At 58.8% G+C, this 19,620-nt stretch carries 21 protein-coding genes; 7 read left to right on the top strand and 14 right to left on the bottom strand.

Going from position 1 to position 19,620, the window contains the following annotated elements; translation table 11 throughout:
* Positions 1–46: 46 nt before the first annotated feature.
* Complete coding sequence (locus ATN84_RS24340; RefSeq protein WP_082766475.1) at positions 47–1,243, bottom strand: substrate-binding domain-containing protein; 1,197 nt, start codon at positions 1,241–1,243, stop codon at positions 47–49.
* 221 nt (positions 1,244–1,464) lie between these two features.
* Here ATN84_RS24340 and ATN84_RS24335 point away from each other — a divergent pair, with 221 nt between their 5' ends.
* The 6 genes from ATN84_RS24335 (at position 1,465) to ATN84_RS24310 (ending at position 8,092) form a co-directional block, all read left to right on the top strand.
* Positions 1,465–2,658 (top strand): CaiB/BaiF CoA transferase family protein, encoded by a 1,194-nt coding sequence (locus ATN84_RS24335; protein WP_068885105.1) that lies wholly within the window; start codon positions 1,465–1,467, stop codon positions 2,656–2,658.
* A gap of 2 nt (positions 2,659–2,660) precedes the next feature.
* The gene (locus ATN84_RS24330; protein WP_068885104.1) at positions 2,661–3,809 is read left to right on the top strand and encodes an ABC transporter substrate-binding protein; all 1,149 of its coding nucleotides are present in this window, start codon (positions 2,661–2,663) and stop codon (positions 3,807–3,809) included.
* 9 nt (positions 3,810–3,818) lie between these two features.
* The gene (locus ATN84_RS24325) at positions 3,819–4,589 is read left to right on the top strand and encodes an enoyl-CoA hydratase/isomerase family protein (RefSeq protein ID WP_068885103.1); all 771 of its coding nucleotides are present in this window, start codon (positions 3,819–3,821) and stop codon (positions 4,587–4,589) included.
* A 71-nt stretch (positions 4,590–4,660) separates the two neighbouring features.
* Positions 4,661–5,554 carry an ABC transporter permease gene (locus ATN84_RS24320; RefSeq protein WP_082766489.1) on the top strand — a complete coding sequence of 298 codons (894 nt, stop codon included), beginning with the start codon at positions 4,661–4,663 and terminating at the stop codon, positions 5,552–5,554.
* Between the two features lie 29 nt (positions 5,555–5,583).
* Positions 5,584–6,558 carry a sugar ABC transporter substrate-binding protein gene (locus ATN84_RS24315; RefSeq protein WP_068885101.1) on the top strand — a complete coding sequence of 325 codons (975 nt, stop codon included), beginning with the start codon at positions 5,584–5,586 and terminating at the stop codon, positions 6,556–6,558.
* On the top strand, positions 6,548–8,092 hold the full coding sequence (locus tag ATN84_RS24310) for a sugar ABC transporter ATP-binding protein (protein WP_082766474.1): 1,545 nt from the start codon (positions 6,548–6,550) through the stop codon (positions 8,090–8,092). Before ATN84_RS24315 ends, ATN84_RS24310 begins: the two co-directional genes overlap by 11 nt.
* A gap of 68 nt (positions 8,093–8,160) precedes the next feature.
* Here ATN84_RS24310 and ATN84_RS24305 read toward each other — a convergent pair whose 3' ends face one another.
* From ATN84_RS24305 to ATN84_RS24285, 5 genes are all read right to left on the bottom strand, one after another.
* Positions 8,161–8,568: a lysozyme inhibitor LprI family protein gene (locus tag ATN84_RS24305; protein ID WP_068885100.1), complete on the bottom strand. Its 408-nt coding sequence runs from the start codon at positions 8,566–8,568 to the stop codon at positions 8,161–8,163.
* Between the two features lie 64 nt (positions 8,569–8,632).
* Complete coding sequence (locus ATN84_RS24300) at positions 8,633–9,097, bottom strand: hypothetical protein (protein WP_244491216.1); 465 nt, start codon at positions 9,095–9,097, stop codon at positions 8,633–8,635.
* A complete protein-coding gene (locus tag ATN84_RS24295; RefSeq protein ID WP_425287446.1) occupies positions 9,097–9,453 on the bottom strand; it encodes a hypothetical protein in 357 nt (118 codons plus the stop codon). Before ATN84_RS24295 ends, ATN84_RS24300 begins: the two co-directional genes overlap by 1 nt.
* 96 nt (positions 9,454–9,549) lie before the next feature.
* A complete protein-coding gene (locus tag ATN84_RS24290; RefSeq protein ID WP_068885097.1) occupies positions 9,550–9,897 on the bottom strand; it encodes an EF-hand domain-containing protein in 348 nt (115 codons plus the stop codon).
* Positions 9,898–9,920: 23 nt separating this feature from the next.
* Complete coding sequence (locus ATN84_RS24285; RefSeq protein ID WP_068885096.1) at positions 9,921–10,166, bottom strand: hypothetical protein; 246 nt, start codon at positions 10,164–10,166, stop codon at positions 9,921–9,923.
* A 514-nt stretch (positions 10,167–10,680) separates the two neighbouring features.
* On the opposite strand from ATN84_RS24285, the gene ATN84_RS24280 reads away from it, so the two are divergent.
* Positions 10,681–11,760 (top strand): transporter substrate-binding domain-containing protein, encoded by a 1,080-nt coding sequence (locus ATN84_RS24280; RefSeq protein ID WP_201026441.1) that lies wholly within the window; start codon positions 10,681–10,683, stop codon positions 11,758–11,760.
* 76 nt (positions 11,761–11,836) lie between these two features.
* Here ATN84_RS24280 and ATN84_RS24275 read toward each other — a convergent pair whose 3' ends face one another.
* The 8 genes from ATN84_RS24275 to ATN84_RS24240 all read right to left on the bottom strand — a co-directional run bounded on the left by ATN84_RS24275 (position 11,837) and on the right by ATN84_RS24240 (position 19,532).
* Positions 11,837–13,147, bottom strand: coding sequence for an extracellular solute-binding protein (locus tag ATN84_RS24275; RefSeq protein WP_068885095.1), 1,311 nt, complete (start codon positions 13,145–13,147; stop codon positions 11,837–11,839).
* Between the two features lie 110 nt (positions 13,148–13,257).
* Positions 13,258–14,109 (bottom strand): carbohydrate ABC transporter permease, encoded by an 852-nt coding sequence (locus ATN84_RS24270; RefSeq protein ID WP_068885094.1) that lies wholly within the window; start codon positions 14,107–14,109, stop codon positions 13,258–13,260.
* Positions 14,106–14,987, bottom strand: a complete 882-nt coding sequence (locus tag ATN84_RS24265; protein ID WP_082766472.1) for a carbohydrate ABC transporter permease — start codon at positions 14,985–14,987, stop codon at positions 14,106–14,108. The genes ATN84_RS24270 and ATN84_RS24265 overlap by 4 nt, the downstream gene beginning before the upstream one ends.
* 1 nt (position 14,988) lies before the next feature.
* Positions 14,989–16,086 (bottom strand): ABC transporter ATP-binding protein, encoded by a 1,098-nt coding sequence (locus tag ATN84_RS24260; RefSeq protein ID WP_068885092.1) that lies wholly within the window; start codon positions 16,084–16,086, stop codon positions 14,989–14,991.
* Positions 16,087–16,115: 29 nt separating this feature from the next.
* The gene (gene arfA, locus ATN84_RS24255) at positions 16,116–17,624 is read right to left on the bottom strand and encodes an arabinosylfuranosidase ArfA (RefSeq protein ID WP_068885091.1); all 1,509 of its coding nucleotides are present in this window, start codon (positions 17,622–17,624) and stop codon (positions 16,116–16,118) included.
* Between the two features lie 117 nt (positions 17,625–17,741).
* Complete coding sequence (locus tag ATN84_RS24250) at positions 17,742–18,662, bottom strand: ArsR/SmtB family transcription factor (RefSeq protein WP_068885090.1); 921 nt, start codon at positions 18,660–18,662, stop codon at positions 17,742–17,744.
* Positions 18,663–18,879: 217 nt separating this feature from the next.
* Positions 18,880–19,251 (bottom strand): HVO_A0114 family putative DNA-binding protein, encoded by a 372-nt coding sequence (locus ATN84_RS24245; RefSeq protein WP_068885089.1) that lies wholly within the window; start codon positions 19,249–19,251, stop codon positions 18,880–18,882.
* A complete protein-coding gene (locus ATN84_RS24240; protein ID WP_068885088.1) occupies positions 19,248–19,532 on the bottom strand; it encodes a toxin-antitoxin system TumE family protein in 285 nt (94 codons plus the stop codon). Before ATN84_RS24240 ends, ATN84_RS24245 begins: the two co-directional genes overlap by 4 nt.
* Positions 19,533–19,620 lie beyond the last annotated feature (88 nt).

Genomic DNA, 19,620 nt, shown 5'->3' with positions numbered 1-19,620 from the left:
GCTGCACGGGCATCGCCGGATTCCGGCCATGACCGTGCAAGCGCGATCAATCGGCGCAGGAAGCCGGCACCTTTGAGAAATCATAGAGCGGTGTCGCCGCGCCATTCGAGAAATAGCCGTTCAGCAGCTCCTCAGGGAAAGGGTCCGTTGGCGGAACGGGAAAAATAGCGGCGGAGTCCGGCTTCATGCAGTCCTTGTACCAGGTGGGTAGATCGATCTGCGTGATAGTTGGCATCGGCGCGATAATTGTATTGATGAGTGGCTTCTGGCCTTCGAGAATGCGCAAAGCCACGCGGAATGCATTTTGTGCTGCGACGTGTGGAGAGACTTCCCCACCATAGAATTTGAAATTGTCCTGGTTCGCATGCCAGAAGCCCAGTGCATCACCGGAGATCGAGGCCGTGATCAGCGGCAAAGGGCGGCCTGCCTGCTGGAAGGCCTCGGCGATGAAGCGGGCTTCGCTGCCGGTGGACCAGACGGCATCGATCTGCTGTGGGGTCGTCGCAAGCGCTTGGAGCACGGACGATTTCGTTGTCGTGCCGGTCCATTCGCCGCTGACCTTGCGAGCGATGGTCAGATTTCCGGCTTCGGCAACCGCCTTTTCGAGGCCTGCATTTTCCTGCTGGACCAACGGATGGCCGGAAATGCCTTCGACCTGAAGGATCGTTCCGCCATCGGGCAGGTTTTCGGCGATGCCTTCGCCCATCTGGTAGCCCCAGAGGTTCTGGTTGTGCATCACATTGATGGCATAGGGTGTGGTAACAGCGCCCGCACTGGTGATGACCGGAATGCCCGCCTTGTAGGCGTCCTCGATAACGGCATTGAGAGCCGTCGATGATCCGGCGATCGTTGTGATGACCGAGCAGCCCTGTTCGATAAAGGCGCGGATCTGCGATATCTGCTGGGTGACGTCGCCGTTGGAATCCGAGACGACGAATTCCGAGACGTCGCCCGCCGATTTCGCACCCTCGACCAGGCGCTTGAGTTCATCATTGAATGTGACGCGCCAGGGATTGCCCATATAGGATTCGGAATGGCACCAGCGCCAGGGTTTGGCTGGTGCCTTGAAATCCGAATACATGGACGGACCGACTTCGATGGCATCGGTATAAAGTGCCTGAAGCTTCTCTGGCAGTGCGCCGATGAGCTCTGCACGATCCTGTGCTTGTGCCTGCACCGCTGGCAGGACCAGCAATGCAACAGCAAGCGCCTTCAAGCGGGCGCCTGAACAACGTTTCGACATATGATTTCCTCCTCCACAGCGACCTTCCGCTGCCTTCACCCATAAATTTGTTATTCATTTCCGGAAGGTCGGTCAATAAAAAATGTGAGCGCTAACGCATCCTCCTGTCAATGGCCATGGATTAAAAATTTCATGAAAAATGTTAGCGCTCACTCTAGACAAACGTAAAACTTTGCGTACTGTCCGGCCGACGAAAGACATCGCATGAGAGGAATTGCGCAATGGGAATATTGTCGGGCTATCGCGTGCTGGATTGTTCGATCGCAATGGCGGGCCCGTTCGCAGCGCAGAGACTGGGTGATCTTGGCGCCGATGTGGTGAAGGTGGAGCCTACCGCCGGCGAATGGCAGCGCCACGTTGCCGCCGGCGGTGCGGAGGGCAAGCAAATCAATGTGTCCTTCCTCTCGCTCAATCGCAACAAGCGGTCCCTGGCGGTCGATCTGAAATCACCTGGCGGCAAGGAGGTACTGATCGACCTCGTGAAGTCCGCTGACATATTTCTTCAAAACTATCGTCCCGGTGTCGCGAAAAGGCTGGGCGTCGACTACGAAACGCTCTCCGCAATCAATCCGCGGCTGATCTATGTCTCCATCTCCGGCTATGGTGAAGATGGCCCCTATGTCGACCGTCCGGGACAGGACCTCGTATTGCAGGGCATGTCCGGTGCGATGCTATCGGCTGGGCGCGAGGGCGAACCGCCGACGGCCGCCGGCCAATATCTGGTTGATGCGGTCACGGCCTATAACGCTTTCGAGGGCGCGCTGGCCGCCCTCCTGCATCGCGAGCGGACGGGCGAGGGGCAACTCGTCCAGGTGAACATGTTCGATGCAATCACCACCATTCAGATGCAGGAACTGTCGGTCTTCACCGTCGGCGGTAAGCCGCAGACGCGTTCGGCCGAACCGCATGCGCATGTCTATATCCGCGCTCCCTATGGCGCCTTTGCCACCAGCGACGGCTTTATCATCATCGCCTTTCCGAAACTGAAGACGCTTGGCGAAGTGATCGGTGAAGAAAGCTTCCTGACCATGGTCGACGATGTCGACACCTGGACGCGGCGTGACGAGATTTTCGCCAAGACCCGTGAGAAGCTGAAGACCAGGACGTCCGCGGAATGGCTTGCGCTTCTGCGTGCCGTGGATATCTGGTGCGGCCCGGTCTATGGCTATGCCGATCTGGTCGAGGACGAGCAGATCAGGCACAACGGCACTTTCGTCGAATACGATCATCCGACGGAAGGACGGGTGAAGACGCCAGGCTTTCCGATCAAATTCTCCAAAACGCCATCGACGGTCGATCGGGGCGCGCCCCTGACCGGCCAGCATACGCGCGAGGTGCTGGAGGAGGCGGGATATGATGCGGGCAGGATCGAGGCGCTGGCGAAGTCGGGCGCGATCGCCCTTGGGGCCTCCTGATCATGAAGCGCTACAAGGCCCTGACCTGGGATCACCCGCGTGGATACAACGCGCTGGTTGCCGCCGCCGGGCTTCCCGCCCTTGCCGAAGCGGGCATCGCCATCGAATGGGACAGGCAGCCGCTCGAGGGCTTCGAAAGTCATCCGATCGCCGACCTCTGCGGACGCTACGATCTGGTGGTGCTCGATCATCCGCATGTCGGCGAGGCGGTTAAGTCGGCATGCCTCCGGCCCCTTGAAGAGGTGTTTGGACAGGAGAGCGTAGCAGAACTCGAAGCCGACAGTATCGGGCCCTCACTTGCGAGCTATCGTTTCGGCGGCGCTCACTGGGCACTGCCGCTCGATGCAGCCACGCAGGTCATGGCACTGCGCGCCGATCTTCTGGCCGCACCCGTGCCCGTGACATGGGATGAGGTTACAAGGCTGTCGAAGGAAACAGGCAAGGTGGCTTTGTCGCTTGCCGGGCCTCACGCCATCCTTTCCTTCCTGTCCATCGCCGCCGCGTTCGGTGAGCCGCCCGCCGAAGCCGATCCGGATGTGCTCGTTTCCGAAAGAATGGGTGAGAAAGTCTATGAATTGATGCTCGATCTTGCGGCGCGCAGCCCGGCGGCGGTTCGCGACATGAATCCGATCGGCATTCTGGGCCATATGGCGCAACACGATGACGTCCTCATGTGCCCGCTCATCTATGGCTATGTGAATTATGCGGTGCCATCCGACGGTCATCCTATCGCATTCCACAATGCGCCTCGCGCTGTTGTGGGAGGTCGTCCGGGTTCGACGCTTGGCGGAACAGGCATCGGCATTTCCAGGCGATGCGAGGTGACGCCGGCGCTCAGGAATCATCTGCTGTGGTTGATGAGTACAAAGGCGCAGATCGGGTTCATTCCCGCCCATGATGGTCAGCCATCCCGCCGCGAAGCATGGCATGATCCTGATGTGAATGCCCGCTGGAACGGGTTCTACCTCGATACCGCCAATACGCTGGAGACGGCCTATGTCCGCCCCCGGCATGACGGATACATCGCCTTCCAGGGCAAGGCCTCCGCGCTGTTGCGGCAGGCCTTCGAGACGCGCGCCGCGGCGAAAGACACGCTTTCCACCCTTCAGAAACTTTATAGCGGATATCGCGACACCGGCGGCGAACGATAGGAGGCTCAGATGACCGACGATATTGTGTTTGAGGTCGATGGCGCGATTGCGGTCATCACGCTCAACCGGCCGCAGAAACTCAATGCCGTGACGCCCGAGATGGCGGACGCCATCGTTGCTGCCGTGAAGACATGCAATGACAGCGATACGATACGCTGTGTCATACTGACGGGCGCCGGCGAACGCGCCTTCTGCGCGGGCTCTGATATCCGGGAACTCGATAGCTATGAAACCCCATGGGAGTTCCGTAACCGGCCGGATTATTGCGATGCGTTTCGCGCGCTCCTGAAACCCAGCATCTGTGCCGTCAATGGCTATGCTTTCGGCGGCGGACTGGAGACGGCCATGTCCTGCGATATCCGGCTGGCCTCGGAGAACGCCCAGTTCGCCGCGCCCGAGATCAAGCTCGGCTGGATCGGCGGTGGTGGCATGGCGGCACATCTCTCACATTCGATCGGCGCGTCCAATGCGGCGCTGATGCTGATGACCGGTGATCCGATCTCGGCCGAGAAGGCTTTTTCCTGGGGGCTGGTGAGCGAAGTCGTGCCGCAGCGCGAACTGCTTGTTCGGGCACGGGCTATCGCCGAAACGATTGCCGCGCGTGCGCCGATCGCCGCGGAGACGGCCAAGCTCAACCTGAAGGCAGCCGTTTCGATGCCGCTTGAGAAGGCGATCGAATATGAGCGCGATCTTCAGACCATCTGTTTCGCTACGTCCGATGCCGCCGAAGGCCGAGCGGCATTCAAAGAAAAACGACAGCCGGTTTTCCGCCGACGCTAAGGGAGAGAAATGTGGGAGGAGTAGAAGCGATCAGGGCATTGGGCCGGCAGCGGGAAGCCTCGGTGCTGGTCATGCTGGCGGCTGTTGCAATTTATCTTTCATTTGCGAGCGATTATTTCCTTGAGCCACGCAACCTGTTGAATGTCGGCCGCCAGGCATCGGTCGTCGCCATCGTGGCGCTGGGGCAAGCTCTGGTAATTATCGCGCGCGGCATTGATCTCTCGGTTGGCTCGGTTATCGGACTTTCAGCGGTCGTGGCCGCCGTCCTGATGCGCGATACGGGAAGCGAAACAGTCGGGTTGGTTGCGGGTCTCCTGACCGGGCTTGCCTGCGGCCTCGTCAACGGCGTGCTTTATACGCGGTTTCGCATCAATCCATTCATCGCTACGCTTGGCACGCTATCTGTCGCGCGCGGCATGGCGCTTTTGATGACGGGCGGTATTCCCGTCACCTTCGGCGGCTTCGCCGAATTTGTCGGTGCCGGACGGATCGCCGGCATTCCGGTTTCGCTTCTCGTGATGATTGTCCTGGCTGTTGCCGTGCACATCTTTGCCAGCCAAACCGTGCGAGGGCGGGAGATCTATGCCATCGGCGACAATCCCAAGGCGGCGAGCCTTGCGGGAGTCAATCTCAAGCGTACCCGTCTGTTCGTCTTCGCATTCTCGGGGTTTCTTGCAGGATTGGGAGGCTTGATCCTGGCGGGAAATCTCGCAAGCGCCGATCCGAATCTCGGCATGGGTTACGAGCTTGACGTCATCGCCGCCGTCATCCTCGGCGGTACGGCGTTGAGCGGCGGGCGCGGTTCGATCGTGGGTGTCATCATCGGCGCCTTGCTAATGGCCCTTCTCAACAATGCCTTCGTGCTTCTCGGCATCTCCGCCTACTGGCAGGTGGTGACGAAGGGGCTGGTGATCATCTTCGCGGTGGGCCTCGACGGCCTGCAGCGCGGGGCGGAGGAAGACTAATCCGAAATTTCATATGGGAGGAAATATTCATGAACTGGAAATCTGTTAAGACGACGGTATCCGCTGCTCTCGCAGCCATATCCCTCACCTTTGCCGCCGCCGCAGCCGAGCCGCCGAAAGGCGGTACCATCGCCGCGGTGGAAAATACCAAGGGTCCGATCAAGATTGCGTTCCTGTCATTCCAGAACAATCCGTTCTGGACGCCGGTCACGGAGGGCGCGGCCGCTGCGAACGGCTATCTCTCGAATTCCAACGCAACCGTGGACTTCGTCGACCTCGGCAATACGCTTTCGGCGGAAGCTGTCGTGGCCGGGATCGAAGGCGCGCTTGCCAAGAAATATGACGGCATTGTCGTCGTTCCCATCTTCGACGGCACAGCGCGCATTATCAACGAAGCGACCGAGGCGGGCGTGCCGGTCTTCAACATCATAGCCGAAGGCGCTGCCCCTTCCGAGCGTCTGGCCTTTATCGGACAGGATGCGACGTCGGCCGGCAGGCAGATCGGCGAATACATCGCCAAGCGGATGAATGGCAAAGGCAAGTTGGGCGTCATCACGGGCTATTTCGGTGCGACCCAGCACACACAGCGCATGAATGGTGCCATCGATTATCTCAAGACCGAATTTCCAGAGATCGAAATTGTCGGCCCGTTCGAGAACAAGGATAAGGCTGAGGCCGCTTATTCGCTGACCCAGGACATGATGACGTCCAATCCCGATATTTCGATGATTTATGTTACCGCCGGTGGGCCCTTCGGTGCGGCGAAGGCCGTGAAGGATCTCGGCCTGACGGGCAGGGTCGGCGTGGTCGGCTTTGATCATACACCTGATAACATGCAGTATCTGAAAACGGGCGAAATGGTCGGTCTGCTTGACCAGGCGCCTTATCAGCAGGCGCTTGATGCCAGTGTCATGCTCTACAACTACCTGGTGGCCGGAAAGGAACCGCCGTCCAAGGTCATCCCGGTTGTCGGCAAGCTGTTGACGCCAGCCGATGCCAAGTGACGTGATCTCCCCGGTTGGCCATTCTACCGTCGGTTCGCTGCTGCGTGCGCCGTTCATCAGCGCGCGCGGCATTGCCAAGAGTTTCGGCGGCAACCATGTCCTCCGCTCCGTGGATATCGATCTCTATCCAGGGGAAGTCGTCGGACTTCTGGGCGAAAACGGTGCCGGCAAGTCGACGCTCATGCAAATTCTCTCCGGCGGGCTGCAAGCTGATGCTGGAAGCATCGAAATGCATGGCAAGCCGATTTGCTTCTTGAGCGTTGCGGAAGGTATCGCGGCAGGTGTCAGCTTCGTGCATCAGGAACTGTCTGTGATCGGTGCGCTGAGCGTCGCCGAGAATCTGCATCTTGGCCGCATGCCGAAAACGAAGCTTGGCTTCGTCGACGGGTCGGCCATGCGGACGGCCGCCGGAAGAATTCTGGCTCGGGTTGGTGCCTCAAATATTGATCCGTTGCGGGAGGCGGGAACGCTCAGGGCGGGGGAACAGCAACTGGTCGAAATCGCCAGGGCCGCGGCGCGTGACCCGAGCCTGCTCATTCTGGACGAGCCGACATCCTCGCTCACGCCGCATGAGGTCGAGGGCTTTACGGCCTATGTGCGTGAGGCGCGCAACAGGGGCGCCGCCATCGTTTTCATTACGCATCGTCTTGAAGAAGCGCTGGCGCTCTGCGATCGCATTGTCGTGCTTCGTAACGGGTCTATCGTCAGTGAGGGTCCGGCGCGGGAAACAAGTCGCGAACAAATCGTCACTGACATGACGGGTAAACCCGCGATCTACGAACACCGGCCGCGCCACATACCGGCAACCGAAATCGCCCTCAAACTGGAGAACGTCAGTGATGGCCGACATCTCCATGAGGTTGATCTTGAAGTGCGCAAGGGAGAGATTTTCGGTCTATTCGGTCTGGTGGGTGCCGGGCGTACGGAGCTTCTCGATCTCATCCATGGCGTGCGGAAACTGAAATCAGGCGAAATCAAGCTTTTCGGCGAAAAACACGTTGTCCGGGATCCGAGCGTGTCTGTTCGGTCGGGCGTTGTCATTGTGCCGGAAGGTCGCAAAACGGCTGGTATCCTGCCGCTCCATTCGGTGAGGGATAATGCCTCGATCAGCAGCTTGCGGCGGTTTTCCCGAAGTCCGTTTAAAAACAGTTCCCGCGAAAAGCAGCGCATGGAGGAATTCCGCGCATCGCTGGGTATCCGGATGGCGTCGGACGATCAGCGGATTTCGACCCTCTCGGGCGGCAATCAGCAGAAGGTGATCTTCGCTCGCGCTCTTATGGCCAATCCCCGGCTACTTCTACTCGATGAGCCCACGCACGGGGTTGACGTTGGCGCGAAGGTCGATCTCTATAGTATCATCGCGCGTGAAGCCGAACATGGGCTCACGGTTGTGATGGCCTCTTCGGAAGTTCCTGAAATTCTCGCGCTGTGCGATCGCGTGGCTGTTCTTTCCAAAGGACGTCTCGCCGGCGTCCTTAGCCGCAATGAGATGACGGAGGACCACATCCTAACCATGGCCTTCAGGGAGCATTAGCAGCAAGGTAAGATGGCGGCGACGAGCACGCCGCCGCGTTATCGTAATCAAATCAGCGGTGGAATCTGTCAGTTCGCGGCCGGAACGGGGCAGCTCATGTCGCCTTCCTGGCAATTCAGATAGCTCTCGAAATCCTTGACACGGGATTGCGTCAGGCCGTCCATGCACTGCGCGGTGAGCATTGGCATCACGCTTCCTCCGGCGGCCCCTGCGGTCTGGAAAGTACATTCCGCGTCGCGAAATTTGACCCAGTCCTGCTGCGCTTTGATAAGAAGCTTCCTGGTATCGGCGTCATCCTTGAGGCGGGCTTCGATCTGCTTGTAGAGCGTGTTGAGCTTCTTGTCGGATTTCTTGAACGAAGCATCGGCGCACTGGTTCATGGTGGCCTGATCCTGGGCATCGGCGCACTTGTCCTCGGCAAAGGCCGGAGCCTGCATGGTGAGAACCATGGCAGCCGTCAGTATCGCGGTTTTCATTGATTATCCTCCGTTTGGGATACAGCTGTTGATCGGCAGGAGCTCAAGTACATTGTCGCCGTCATCATTCATCACTCGTGACGGTCTCGGCGAAACATCTTGCCAGATTTTCTGGCGCTCCAAGTTTCTTCGCCCAGGATACCAGCTCAGGTTTTTCCGACGGTTCGGCATAGCCGCCCCACACATCACGAAACCGCTTCTTGCCGTTGACCGTCTGGAAGAACATCACGCCGTCATCGCTTACCGGCGTGGAGACATAAGCGGCGCTCCAGTTGCCGCTTTCCATGATGGCGCTGAACTCTACCTGAGCAGGTTTGATCTTGGTGTTCATCGCCGAGGCGACGAGAGGAGCATAAGCCAGCTTGCGCGCCGTCGTCATTTCAATCTTGACACCGTCGCAGGCTTTGCTCGCGGCGAAAGCGGGCGTCAGCGTCATTCCGAGTCCCGTGAGGATGGCTATGGCATGCCGCTGGATGAAGCCGATGAATGGGGACATCTTGGTCTTCCTCTTTTTTTGCTGTGGGGTCATCAAGAATCGTCCGGTGTATCGACCTCGCAGCCGATGCCATGGCATCCTTGATAATTGCCTTGCGTATCGAAATTCGGATTACCGTCCCTGTCGTATTGCGGGGTTGGATCGATATAATTGTCTCGTGAACGTTGCTGGCTGCGCTCGGCATCGGCCCTTTCATCCGCTTCCCATTGCCGTTGCTCAAGATCCGCCCGCTGGCTGTCTTGCTGCATCATGCAGTTTGCAAACGCGTCTGTTCCCTGCGCGAACCCGAACGAGGAACACTTGTCCTGATCCATTGCGCGCTGTTCTTCCGGGCTCACGCAGCCGGCAAGCATCAGCGCAAAAAATGCGATTGCCATGTATCGAAGCATAATCATTCCTCTGCCTTACCGAGGGCGATAGGTCCTCCATCCGGTCCATGGTCAGCATGCCGGCAATCAAGAGCGGCTTGAGCGCCGGCCGGAAGGCTATTGCAGACTGCCGTCGCCGTTCTTGTCTGCCGCAGAGAAATCCTGCATTACCCGGTTCATGAGCTCGTCCTTGCTGACGCGGCCATCACCGTTCGCATCGGTTGCCGCGAACTGATCCGCAGTCAGGATGTTGGCCGTCTCGGCCTGGCTGAGAGAGCCGTTTTTATCGGCATCCAGCTTTCCGAAGGCATTCGTCATAAAAGCCTGATACTCCTGCCGGCTCACCTCGCCGCTCTTATCGGCGTCGATATGATCTTGTTGCCCCTTGTACATGGCTTCCTGGGCCATGGCTGCGCCGGTGCAAACCAGCAGCGCGGAAACCATCGTCGCAATTATGGATTTCATCGTGTTGTCCCTCTCTTCCTGTCTCAGCCGCAAGCAAGGCGGTTGCCAAGATAGCCGCCGCCGCCGATGCCGATTGCCGAACCGATGACCCGTCCGGTTCCGCCGCCAATGGTGCTGCCGATGAGGCCACCCACGATCGCGCCGCCAACAGTGCCCGCGATGCAGCCGAATTCCGCATTCTGCGCCCGAACGTTCGGATCCGATGACGACTGGCACGCCGAAAGCGCGAAAGTGCCCGAGAGCACGATTGTCACGATTGATTTCTTCATTGCTTTCTCCAGGTACGATTGATTGTCGAAAGGAGAGCACCGGAAGGATGGCACCTGCTTTGCGCATAGGCGACAGGTGGCTCGCGCACCCAATAACTCAGCCCGTCTTGGGGAATTAATTGGTGAGGATGAACAAGCCGAAGCCGGCTTACTGAATATATCGGTATCCCTCTCCGTGCATCATTTGATGCCCGCCACCCAGGACGTCGAATGTTGCATAAAAGTCTAACTTGTGGCAAGAAAAAATAATATGCGATAACTTCGGTTTAAATGTAATCGAAGTTACGAAATCTTATTTGCTGAATTAATAGTAAAATATAATAGAAATAACACTTCAATTGAAGTGACATGAGGTTGTTGCTGTATATATACTTTCTATAATATAGAATACTTGGTATATATAAGCGATTTTAACAAATAGTAGGAATAATTACCATGAATAAACTATATAATGAGGCGTATCCTTAGTATATCTGCATGATTGAGATGGAAGGGGTGGATGTTTAGGCAGGCAATGAAAAGGTCGTCAATTTCATTCATGCTCCTGCTGATGTTTCTGTTGCCGATGGCTACGGCCCAGGTGCAACAGCCTTCGGAGCCGCTGAAGGTGGGCCTTTTCGTCAATCCGCCTTTCGTAATGAATGATAGCGGACGCTTCACTGGTATGGCGGTCGATCTCTGGGAGAACGTCGCAGCGAAACTCGGTCGTCAATACCGCTACGTCCAGTTCGAAACCGTTCACGATCTTGTTCAGGCGACTGCCTCCGGCAATTTGGATGTCGCCGTGACGAACCTGACCATCAACCAATCCCGGGCCAGGCGTGTCGACTTTACCCAACCCTGGTTTGACGGTGGTGATCGCCTCATGGTCGGGACGGAGCGGGGAAGCAACTTCGGCGGTCTGATCGCGGGGCTGAGCGATGCCGGCTTCCTTAAAGCCTATGCCTGGATCGCTTCGATCATCGTAGTTGCGACGCTTCTCCTCACGCTCTTCGATCGCCGGTTCGATGAATCCTTCCCCAAGCGCTGGCGCGACGGCATCGCCGAAAGCTTCTACGCCGTAATGTCTGTCGCCACATCCGGCAGGCCCCCCTCGCGAAAGAACCTGTTCGGCTGGGTCGGGCGCATCTGGCAGGGGCTTTGGCTTGTCTGCGGCATTGCCGTCCTTGCCTTTGTGACCTCTTCAGTCACCAGCGTGATGACGACCCTTTCGCTTACAAGCCAGATCAACAGCCTTGACGATGTGGCGGACAAGACGGTCGGCGTGATGGACGGCACGGTCCAGGAGGATTTTGCACGGGAGGAGGGTTTGCGCGTTCGGGTCTATCCTGGAATCGACAATGCCGTCGAGGCTCTGGTGAACGGCGATGTGGCCGCAATCATCCACGACGCGACGGTCCTCGAATATTATGCGCATACCCACCCTGATCAGCCGGTGGATGTGGTGGGGAGACTGTTCGAGAAGGACAAATACGGCTTCGCCCTTCCACGTCAAAGTCCCTTGACCCGGTCGCTGACCGTTGAACTGCTCGGGGCTCTTGATGCCGGCGAGATCGATGACCTGCGAACCAGGTATTTCGGGCCGGCTGACTGATAATCGATTTGGCTTGCATGTTGGCCTCCACGCCATCATGCAAGCCTGATCAAATATGCCTGGTGTCGTCCAGACTTCAGATATTAGCCAGCAGGTCGTTGATGCGGCTCTCGGCGCTCTCCAAGGCGTCATCTACTGATTTGTCGCCATTGATCGCCGCGCCTATTTCATCGCCGATGATGTCCTGAATGGCGAACTGGCGCTGGACTTCCGCCGGCAGCGACCTGCCGGTTTCGGCGATCTTCGCGATATTATCGCGGAAGGGCAGCGCCTTGAACTCCGGCATGTCGAAGACCGCCTTGACCGCGGGCAGATGGCCGGTCCGGGCCCATTGGAAATCATTCTCGGCGAGGAACTTGAAGAGCTTGCCGAGCGCGGCGGTTTGTTCCGCGGTACGGTCCTTCTTCGGCAGTACCCAGGCATGGCCGTCGGCGTATGTGCTGTCGCGTTCGGGGAAAAGCTGCGGGACGGGATAAACGGTATAGCCGCCCGCAAGCGCGGTATCGCTCTTTTCGGATTGCGCGACATAGTCGCCGATCAGCCAGGTGCCGTTGACGGCGATGCCGCCCGCACCATTGGCAAAGGCGGAAACGGCGGCGGCATAATCGAGGCCGGGCGTTGTAAGCCCTTCATCATTAATCCGCTTCATGAATTCGACGACGTTCCTCGCTTCCGGCGTCATTAATTTGATCTTCGTCGGATCGGCGAAGAAATCGGAATTCTGCTGCTGCAGGAATGTGTAGAGCATGCGGGCGTAAACCGCGGTTTCGTTTGCGAGGATTTGCACGAGATAAGGCTTGCCGGTCTTTTCCTTGAACTGCTTGCCCTGGGCGAAGAATTCGTCGATCGATTTGGGCAGGATCGGCGTGCCGTCGGCGTTGACGAGGCCGGCCTCCTTCATGAGGTTGAGATTGACGTGGAAGAGCATGGTCCAGTTGTCGAAGGGCAGGCCGAACATCTGCCCTTCCTTGGTGACGCCGCTCCGCGCCGCGTCGGTGAAGCTCGCGGGATCGATGCCTTGCGCTGCTAGGATTTCATCGACGGGTTCGATCAGGCCGCGCGCCTGATAATCCGAGATTGCCGAATAGTGGATCGACACCACATCGGGTGCGGCGCCCGACGCGAGCTGAGCGTTTAGCTGATCGTAGCCCGGCCATTCGACGGTGGTCACGTTAACGTCGATATCGGGGTTGTCGGCCCCGAACTTGTTGATGAGCGAAGTGATGATGCCGCATTCTCCGACGGCGGAGGAGACGTCCGTGACCTTGCCATAGTCGGCTTCGCAGGCGCCGAAGAAGCGCTGAAGTTCGATTACGGTCTGGGCATGGGCAAAACTGCTCCAGCTCAGAGCGGCCATTGCTGCTGTGCATAAAAGAAAACGTCGCATGATACTGCCTCTCCCTTTGAGCATGATCCCGAAAAGTTGCAGACTTTTCGGATAAGATCATGCAGCTAAAAACCAACCTACCGACCAACTCCTCCCGGCCGGTATAGAAGTCACTTCACGGCGCCGCCGGAAACGGCGGTCACGATATGACGCTGGAAAAAAATGTAGACGATCAGCACCGGCAGGCTGGCGAAGACGGCCTGTGCGCTCAGGAATCCGAGCCCTTCGCTTTGCGCGAAATTGGTTTGCGACGAGGCGATGCCGATGGTGAGCGTGTACATCTCCTTCTTCGTGGCGGAGATCAGCGGCCACCAGTAATCGTTCCACGCGTGCAGGAAGGTGAAGATGCCGAGCGTCGCCTGCGCCGGCAGGGTCAAGGGCAGCATGATCTTCCAGAAGATGCGCCATTGCGAAGCGTTGTCGAGCAACGCTGCCTCGTCGATCTCCTTGGGGATCGCCCGGAAGAACTGGGTCATCAGGAACACGCCGAAGGCCGACGACATGCCGGGCAGCATCAGGCCGAGATGGCTGTTGTGGAGGCCGAACCAGTTGAACATCTGGTGACGGGCGATGATGACCGCCTGTTCCGGCACCGCGAGCCCGAAGAGGACGATGACGAAGATCGTCCGCCGGAGCGGGAATTCGAGGCGGGCGAAGGCGTAGCCGGCCAGAGACGACAGGACGAGCACGCCAATCGTCTGGCCGATGGCGACGATCATGCTGTTGAAGAACCAGCCGAAGGCCTGGGAGGAATGCAGGATGTTGACATAGTTGACGAGCGTGTAGGGCAGCCGGAAAACGGACTCTGTTCCCAGCATGAGCTCCCGGTTGTTCTTGATCGAAAGGCCGACCAGCCAGGCGACCGGGGCCATCATCACCACCGACAGGAGAGCGGCGATCCACAGCAGCGGCCGGCTGGCGGTCAGGGTTTCGGGCCTGTAAGTCGATTGATCCCGGCTCATTCCCTGACCTCCGGTTTTCTGGTCGAGATGATGTACTGGACCATGGCGGCGCACAGGATGATGAGGAAGAGAAGCTCGGAGGCAGCCGCCCCTTTGCCGACGTCCCAGCGGATAAAGCCTGTTTCGTAGATATACATGACGAGTGGGCGCGACGTGCCGTTGGGGCCGCCATTCGTCATCAGCTGCGCCTGGCCGAAAAGCTGGAACTGCATGACGATCTGGATGATCGTCACCAGCATGATCGTCCTTGCGATCGATGGCAGGGTAATGCGTCTCAGTACGCGCCAGGGGCTTGCATTGTCGAGTGCCGCGGCTTCGTAGAGGTCCGCCGGGATCTGCTGAAGCGCCGCAAGGAAGAGCATCATCGGCAGGCCAAGGCACCACCAGACCGTTGCCACGCCAACCGCGAACAGCGACCAGCCGGAGGTGGACAGGAAGTTGATCGGCTGCAGGCCGAGCTGTTCAAAAATGACCGGGATCAGGCCGTCCCTCGGGATGAAGACGAAACGCCAGATCAGCGTGACGATCGTGACTGACAGAACGGACGAGGAAAAGAAAAGCCCGCGAAAGAAGGAGGTGGTGCGGGTGGTTCTGTTCAACGCCAGAGCCAGGAAAAGGCCAAGCGCCACGAGGGTCGGAACGCTGAGCGCGACGAACAGGATGGTGTTGCGGAATGCCTGCAGGAAGACCGGATCAGCCAGGACCCTGGTGTAGTTGGTGAGCCCGACGAACCGCCCCGGCCCGAACAAATCCACCTTGTGGAGGCTCAGCCAGATGCTCCAGAAGAGCGGGAAGGCGAGGAGCACGACGAAAGCCGTGAGGTACGGCAGGATGAAGAGAGCATGGCCGGGGTGGCCGCGGCGGTAGCTTTCAGCCATGTCACTCGCCCTCTGGGTGGTGCGCCATGCCGTCGGCATCGAAGAGGTGGATCGCGGATGCGTCCAGCGCGATCTCAAGTCGGTCGCCGGCGCTGGCCTCGTTGCGGCCGTCGGCTTCGACCGTCAGTTTCGTGCCATCGGAAAGGCGGCCGTAAATCAGCGTGCGGTCGCCCAGGCGCTCGACCACTTCGGCGATGAGGGGAACGCCGGATTGGCCGGGAGACAAGACGGATATGTCTTCGGCGCGAATGCCGAGCGTGGCGCTTTGCGATGAGAAGGCGGTGGGCAGGCGGATGGCCGTATCGAGATTTCCAATCCCGGCGGCATCGACCGCGGTGCCGTTTTCGTTCTGTGTGATGCGCTGAACGGGGATGAAGTTCATCGCTGGAGAGCCCACGAAACCGGCGACGAAACGCGTTGCCGGGTGGTGGTAGATCTCCATCGGTGTGCCGATCTGCTCGATCTTGCGGTTGTGCATGACGACGATCCGGTCGGCGAGGGTCATGGCCTCGACCTGGTCGTGGGTGACGAAGATCATGGTGCTGCCGAGACGGGCGTGCAGCTGGGCCAGCTCCAGGCGGGTCCGTCCCCGCAAGGCCGCATCGAGATTCGACAGCGGCTCATCGAAGAGAAAAGCTTTCGGCTCCTTGACGATGGCCCGGCCGATCGCGGCGCGCTGGCGCTGTCCGCCCGACAGCTTTTGTGGCTTCCGGTCGAGCAGATGCGCGATTTCCAGCGTCTCGGCGGCAAGCCGGATGCGCTTCTCGATTTCCTTTTTGGCTACCCCGATGTTCTCAAGGCCAAAGGACATGTTTTCATGCACCGTCATATGCGGATAGAGTGCATAGGACTGGAAGACCATCGCGACGCCGCGCTTCCCCGGAGGAAGCGTGTCCACCCGTTGACCGCCCACCGAGATCATTCCCTCGGTCACGTCCTCAAGGCCGGCGATCATCCGCAGGAGCGTTGACTTGCCGCAGCCGGACGGGCCCAGGAAAACGACGAACTCGCTTGGGCTTATCGAGAGCGAGATATCGTCCAGCACGGTGAGCGTGCCATATCGTTTGGTGACGTTGGCGATTTCGATCGATGCCGACACGGTTCCTCCTCTCTACTGTCCGTCCCGCTTTAGCTACCCAATCGGATCATCCGATAGCTCAGCGGCGCCAGGGTCACGTTGAGCCTGCCGTCGGACGCCCTCGCGCCCGTTCCCTCCCGTGGCGCCACCGCTTCCTTTTCCGGCCCGTTGACGTCGCGAAGCCCGTGGCCCTCGATCACTTTGTCCATGATCACCTTGCGTTCGCCGAACCCCTGCAGGGCGAGCTCGAATTCGATCGCCTGTTCCTGATGCCGGTTGACGATGAAGAAGGTGAGGGCGCCGTCTTTCTCGGTTTCCACCGCCGAAACGTCGAGATAGGGCACGTCTTCCGCGAAATCGGTGGAATAGCCGGGGCAGTCGAGCGACAGTTGCAGCGCGTTTCCGCGCCCGTAATGTGAGGCGTAGAGATAGGGGAAGAAGGTCGTCTGCCGCCATGCCGGCCCGCCCGCAACGGTCATGATGGGCGCGATGACGTTGACGAGCTGCGCCAGGCAGCCGACCTTCACAATATCCGAGCGGCGGATGAACGTGTTGAGGATGCAGCCGACCTGCAGCACATCCTCGAAATTATAGATGTCCTCCAGCAGCGCCGCTGCGTGGGGCCAGCCCTCGCGGCCCTCCAGCACCTGCTTGTCGGCCTCGCGGGAATGATACCAGACGTTCCATTCATCGAAGCTGATATAGACGTTCTTTTTCGAGCGCTTCTTCGCCTTGGTGTAGGCGATGACGCCGGCGATCGTGCCGATATAATCGTCGAGGCGGGCATTCTGCGCGAGATAATCGGCCGTGTTGCCCGCGTGATTGTCGAAATACATGTGCAGGCTGATGTAATCGATGGAATCATAGGTGTAGTCGAGCACTGTCGCCTCCCATGCGGGATAGGTCGGCATCTTTGGCGACGACGATCCGCAGACGACGAGCTCGATCGATTTGTCGAAGGCGCGCATCGCCTTGGCGGTCTCAAACGCGATGCGGCCATATTCGTCCGCCGTCTTCTGGCCGATCTGCCACGGGCCGTCCATCTCGTTGCCCAGGCACCACATCTTGACGCCCCAGGGCATTTCGCGGCCGTTCTTGCGCCGCAGGTCCGACCAGTAGCTGCCGCCCGGATGGTTGACATATTCGAGGAAAGCACGTGCCGCATCGAGGCCGCGCGAACCGAGATTGACGGCAAGCATCATCTCTGTGCCAGCGGCCTCGGCCCAGTCGGCGAATTCATGGATGCCGACCTGATTGGACTCCGAACTGTGCCAGGCGAGGTCGAGGCGGACAGGGCGCTGATCGCGCGGACCGATTCCGTCCTCCCAATCATAGGCCGAAACGAAATTGCCGCCGGGATAGCGTACGATCGGCACGTCAAGCTCGCGAACGAGATCGATCACGTCCTGGCGCATGCCGTTGCGATCGGCGGTCGGATGATCCGGTTCGTAGATCCCCGTATAGACGGCACGCCCCAGATGCTCGATGAACGAGCCGTAAAGGCGTGGATCGATGGTGCTGATCACATAGCCGCTGTGAACGGTTCCGGCTGCCCGCATGCTTCCTCCCAATGTATCTGAAAATCAGATATATATCATTATTGAGGATATGATACACGCGATTGAACGGGCGTCAACCGGTCTTGCCGCTGCCGCCGGCAGGCACCACGCCATGTGTCAGGTTTTCAGCCGCAGGACGATGTCCTGATCGTAGTTGCCGAAGCCCCGCCCGAAAATATTGATGCCGCCTGGATGTTCCGCGGTTTCGGGCACTTCGATGCGCAGGCGGATAGATCGGTGTCCGAGAAGGTCGAGGTCTTCGAGGCTCGTGTTGGAAACGCGCACGCCGTCGATGAACGTACCGCCGGATGTCACGCGAAAACACTTCAGGACGCCATACTGGCTGCCGCGCAGCTTCCACCAGTCGGGGGTATATTTCCCACGCCGGTCGCCGAAGTCGCCGGGGGAGGTCCAGGTGGCAATGGCTTTGCCATTGATCGAGAGCGTGATGTCGGACGGCCAGTTGTCGGAGGTGCCCGGAACTTCCGAGGAGAGTTCCAGGATCAGTTCCAATTCCTTGACTTCAGAACCCTTGATCCGGGCGTTGTTGGGGAACTGATAGTCGACATACCCCCTGGTGAACCACAGCAATCCGGCTTTCATCCGGTCAGGCGTGAGGAATGTGTCGGGATTGTCGAGATAGCCGATGATGCCGTCCTGCGCGCACATTCCACAGGGCGCGGCGACATCGTAGCCGCTGTAAAGCCCCACCGGCATGGCGACCTCAATCGCCTCGGCGGCGGTCCTGGCGGGGCTGGCGAAGGACAGCACGATCTCGTCATGTACCGTGTGGCAGATTTTCTGGCTGCCCTTCTTTGCCTTCTGCACTTCGGTGCGGATAAGTCCGGCTTCTTCGAGCAGGTTCAAATGGGTGGAGGTCGTTGATTGCGGCAGGTCGAGGATCTCCGCGATGTCGTTGACGTTCAAGGGACCCCGAATATGCAGCAGCTCCAGCATTGACAAGCGCGCCGGGGCCGAAAGGCACTTCAGGACCTCCTTCCCATTATCCGGCGTTATCATCAGAAACCGGTTGCTCATCGCGATATCCTTCTCCTAACTCGATGCATATCAGATATTTTGATGTATTCAAGGACGATCGGGCATGCCGTGCCGGCTGTGGCGGACATAGCTGTATCGAGATCAAGTCGGCTTCCAACCCGATCGCTTAGTTGGGGCCTTTGCGGGAGAGGAGTGTGAGGGGAGAGGCAGAGGTTCCCCTCGGACCGTCCGCCATCCGCGGCAGTCGGCTAAGATGTCACGCGACCTTCTTCGCCGGCGTCATCACCATATCAACGTGGATATTCTCGTACGGGCAATGCAGGGCACCTCGTTCATCCTTCTCGATCAAGCCGATCTCGACCAATGCAGCGGCGTCCTCATGAACGCGCCTGACGTCGCGGCCAAGCCTGCGGGCCAGCTCCCGCACGCCAATTGTGCCCGCACCCAAAAGCTCGTTGAGAAGCTGCCAGCGGCGTTCCGTCAGATGCGCAAAGAACGATCCGGGGGTTTCAAAGTTGAGTGTTTCGCCCTGATATGCCCCCTCCGTCAAGCCGATCTTGGCTTGCTGACCGGCGCCGCGCAGAACCGCTTTCCAGTCGGGATTCGTCGTGATTGTCAATGTCCTCATGACTGTCTCCGTTTTTCTACCTCGGCCATGAAGTCCTCTATGAGTTGGTCGAGTGTTGTGAAGCGATAGGGAAACTCCTGGCCGTCCAAGTGCATATGATCGCCTTTTCCGCGCTCATTGTCGAAACCAACAACCCGTTCGCCGTGGCGAATATAGACCATTCTATATTTGAAGCCGTGCGTCGTCGGGGAAACGGGCGTCGGTAATTTCCAGATAACAAACTGGATGCTGCTGCCATCGGCCTGGACGTTCTTGAGTTCGGTGATCTTTATCGCTTTCATGTTGTCATTTATGACAACGCTTGCAAGTGTTGTCAATAACGCCAACACTCTGCTATTATCGACCCAACGACTCCAAGTCGCGTAACTC

The organism is Paramesorhizobium deserti (genome assembly GCF_001558695.1).
In the GTDB taxonomy this organism is placed as follows: Bacteria; Pseudomonadota; Alphaproteobacteria; order Rhizobiales; family Rhizobiaceae; genus Paramesorhizobium; species Paramesorhizobium deserti.
The sequence above is the reverse complement of the archived record's forward strand: the minus strand, read 5'-3'. Positions and strand labels throughout refer to the sequence as shown.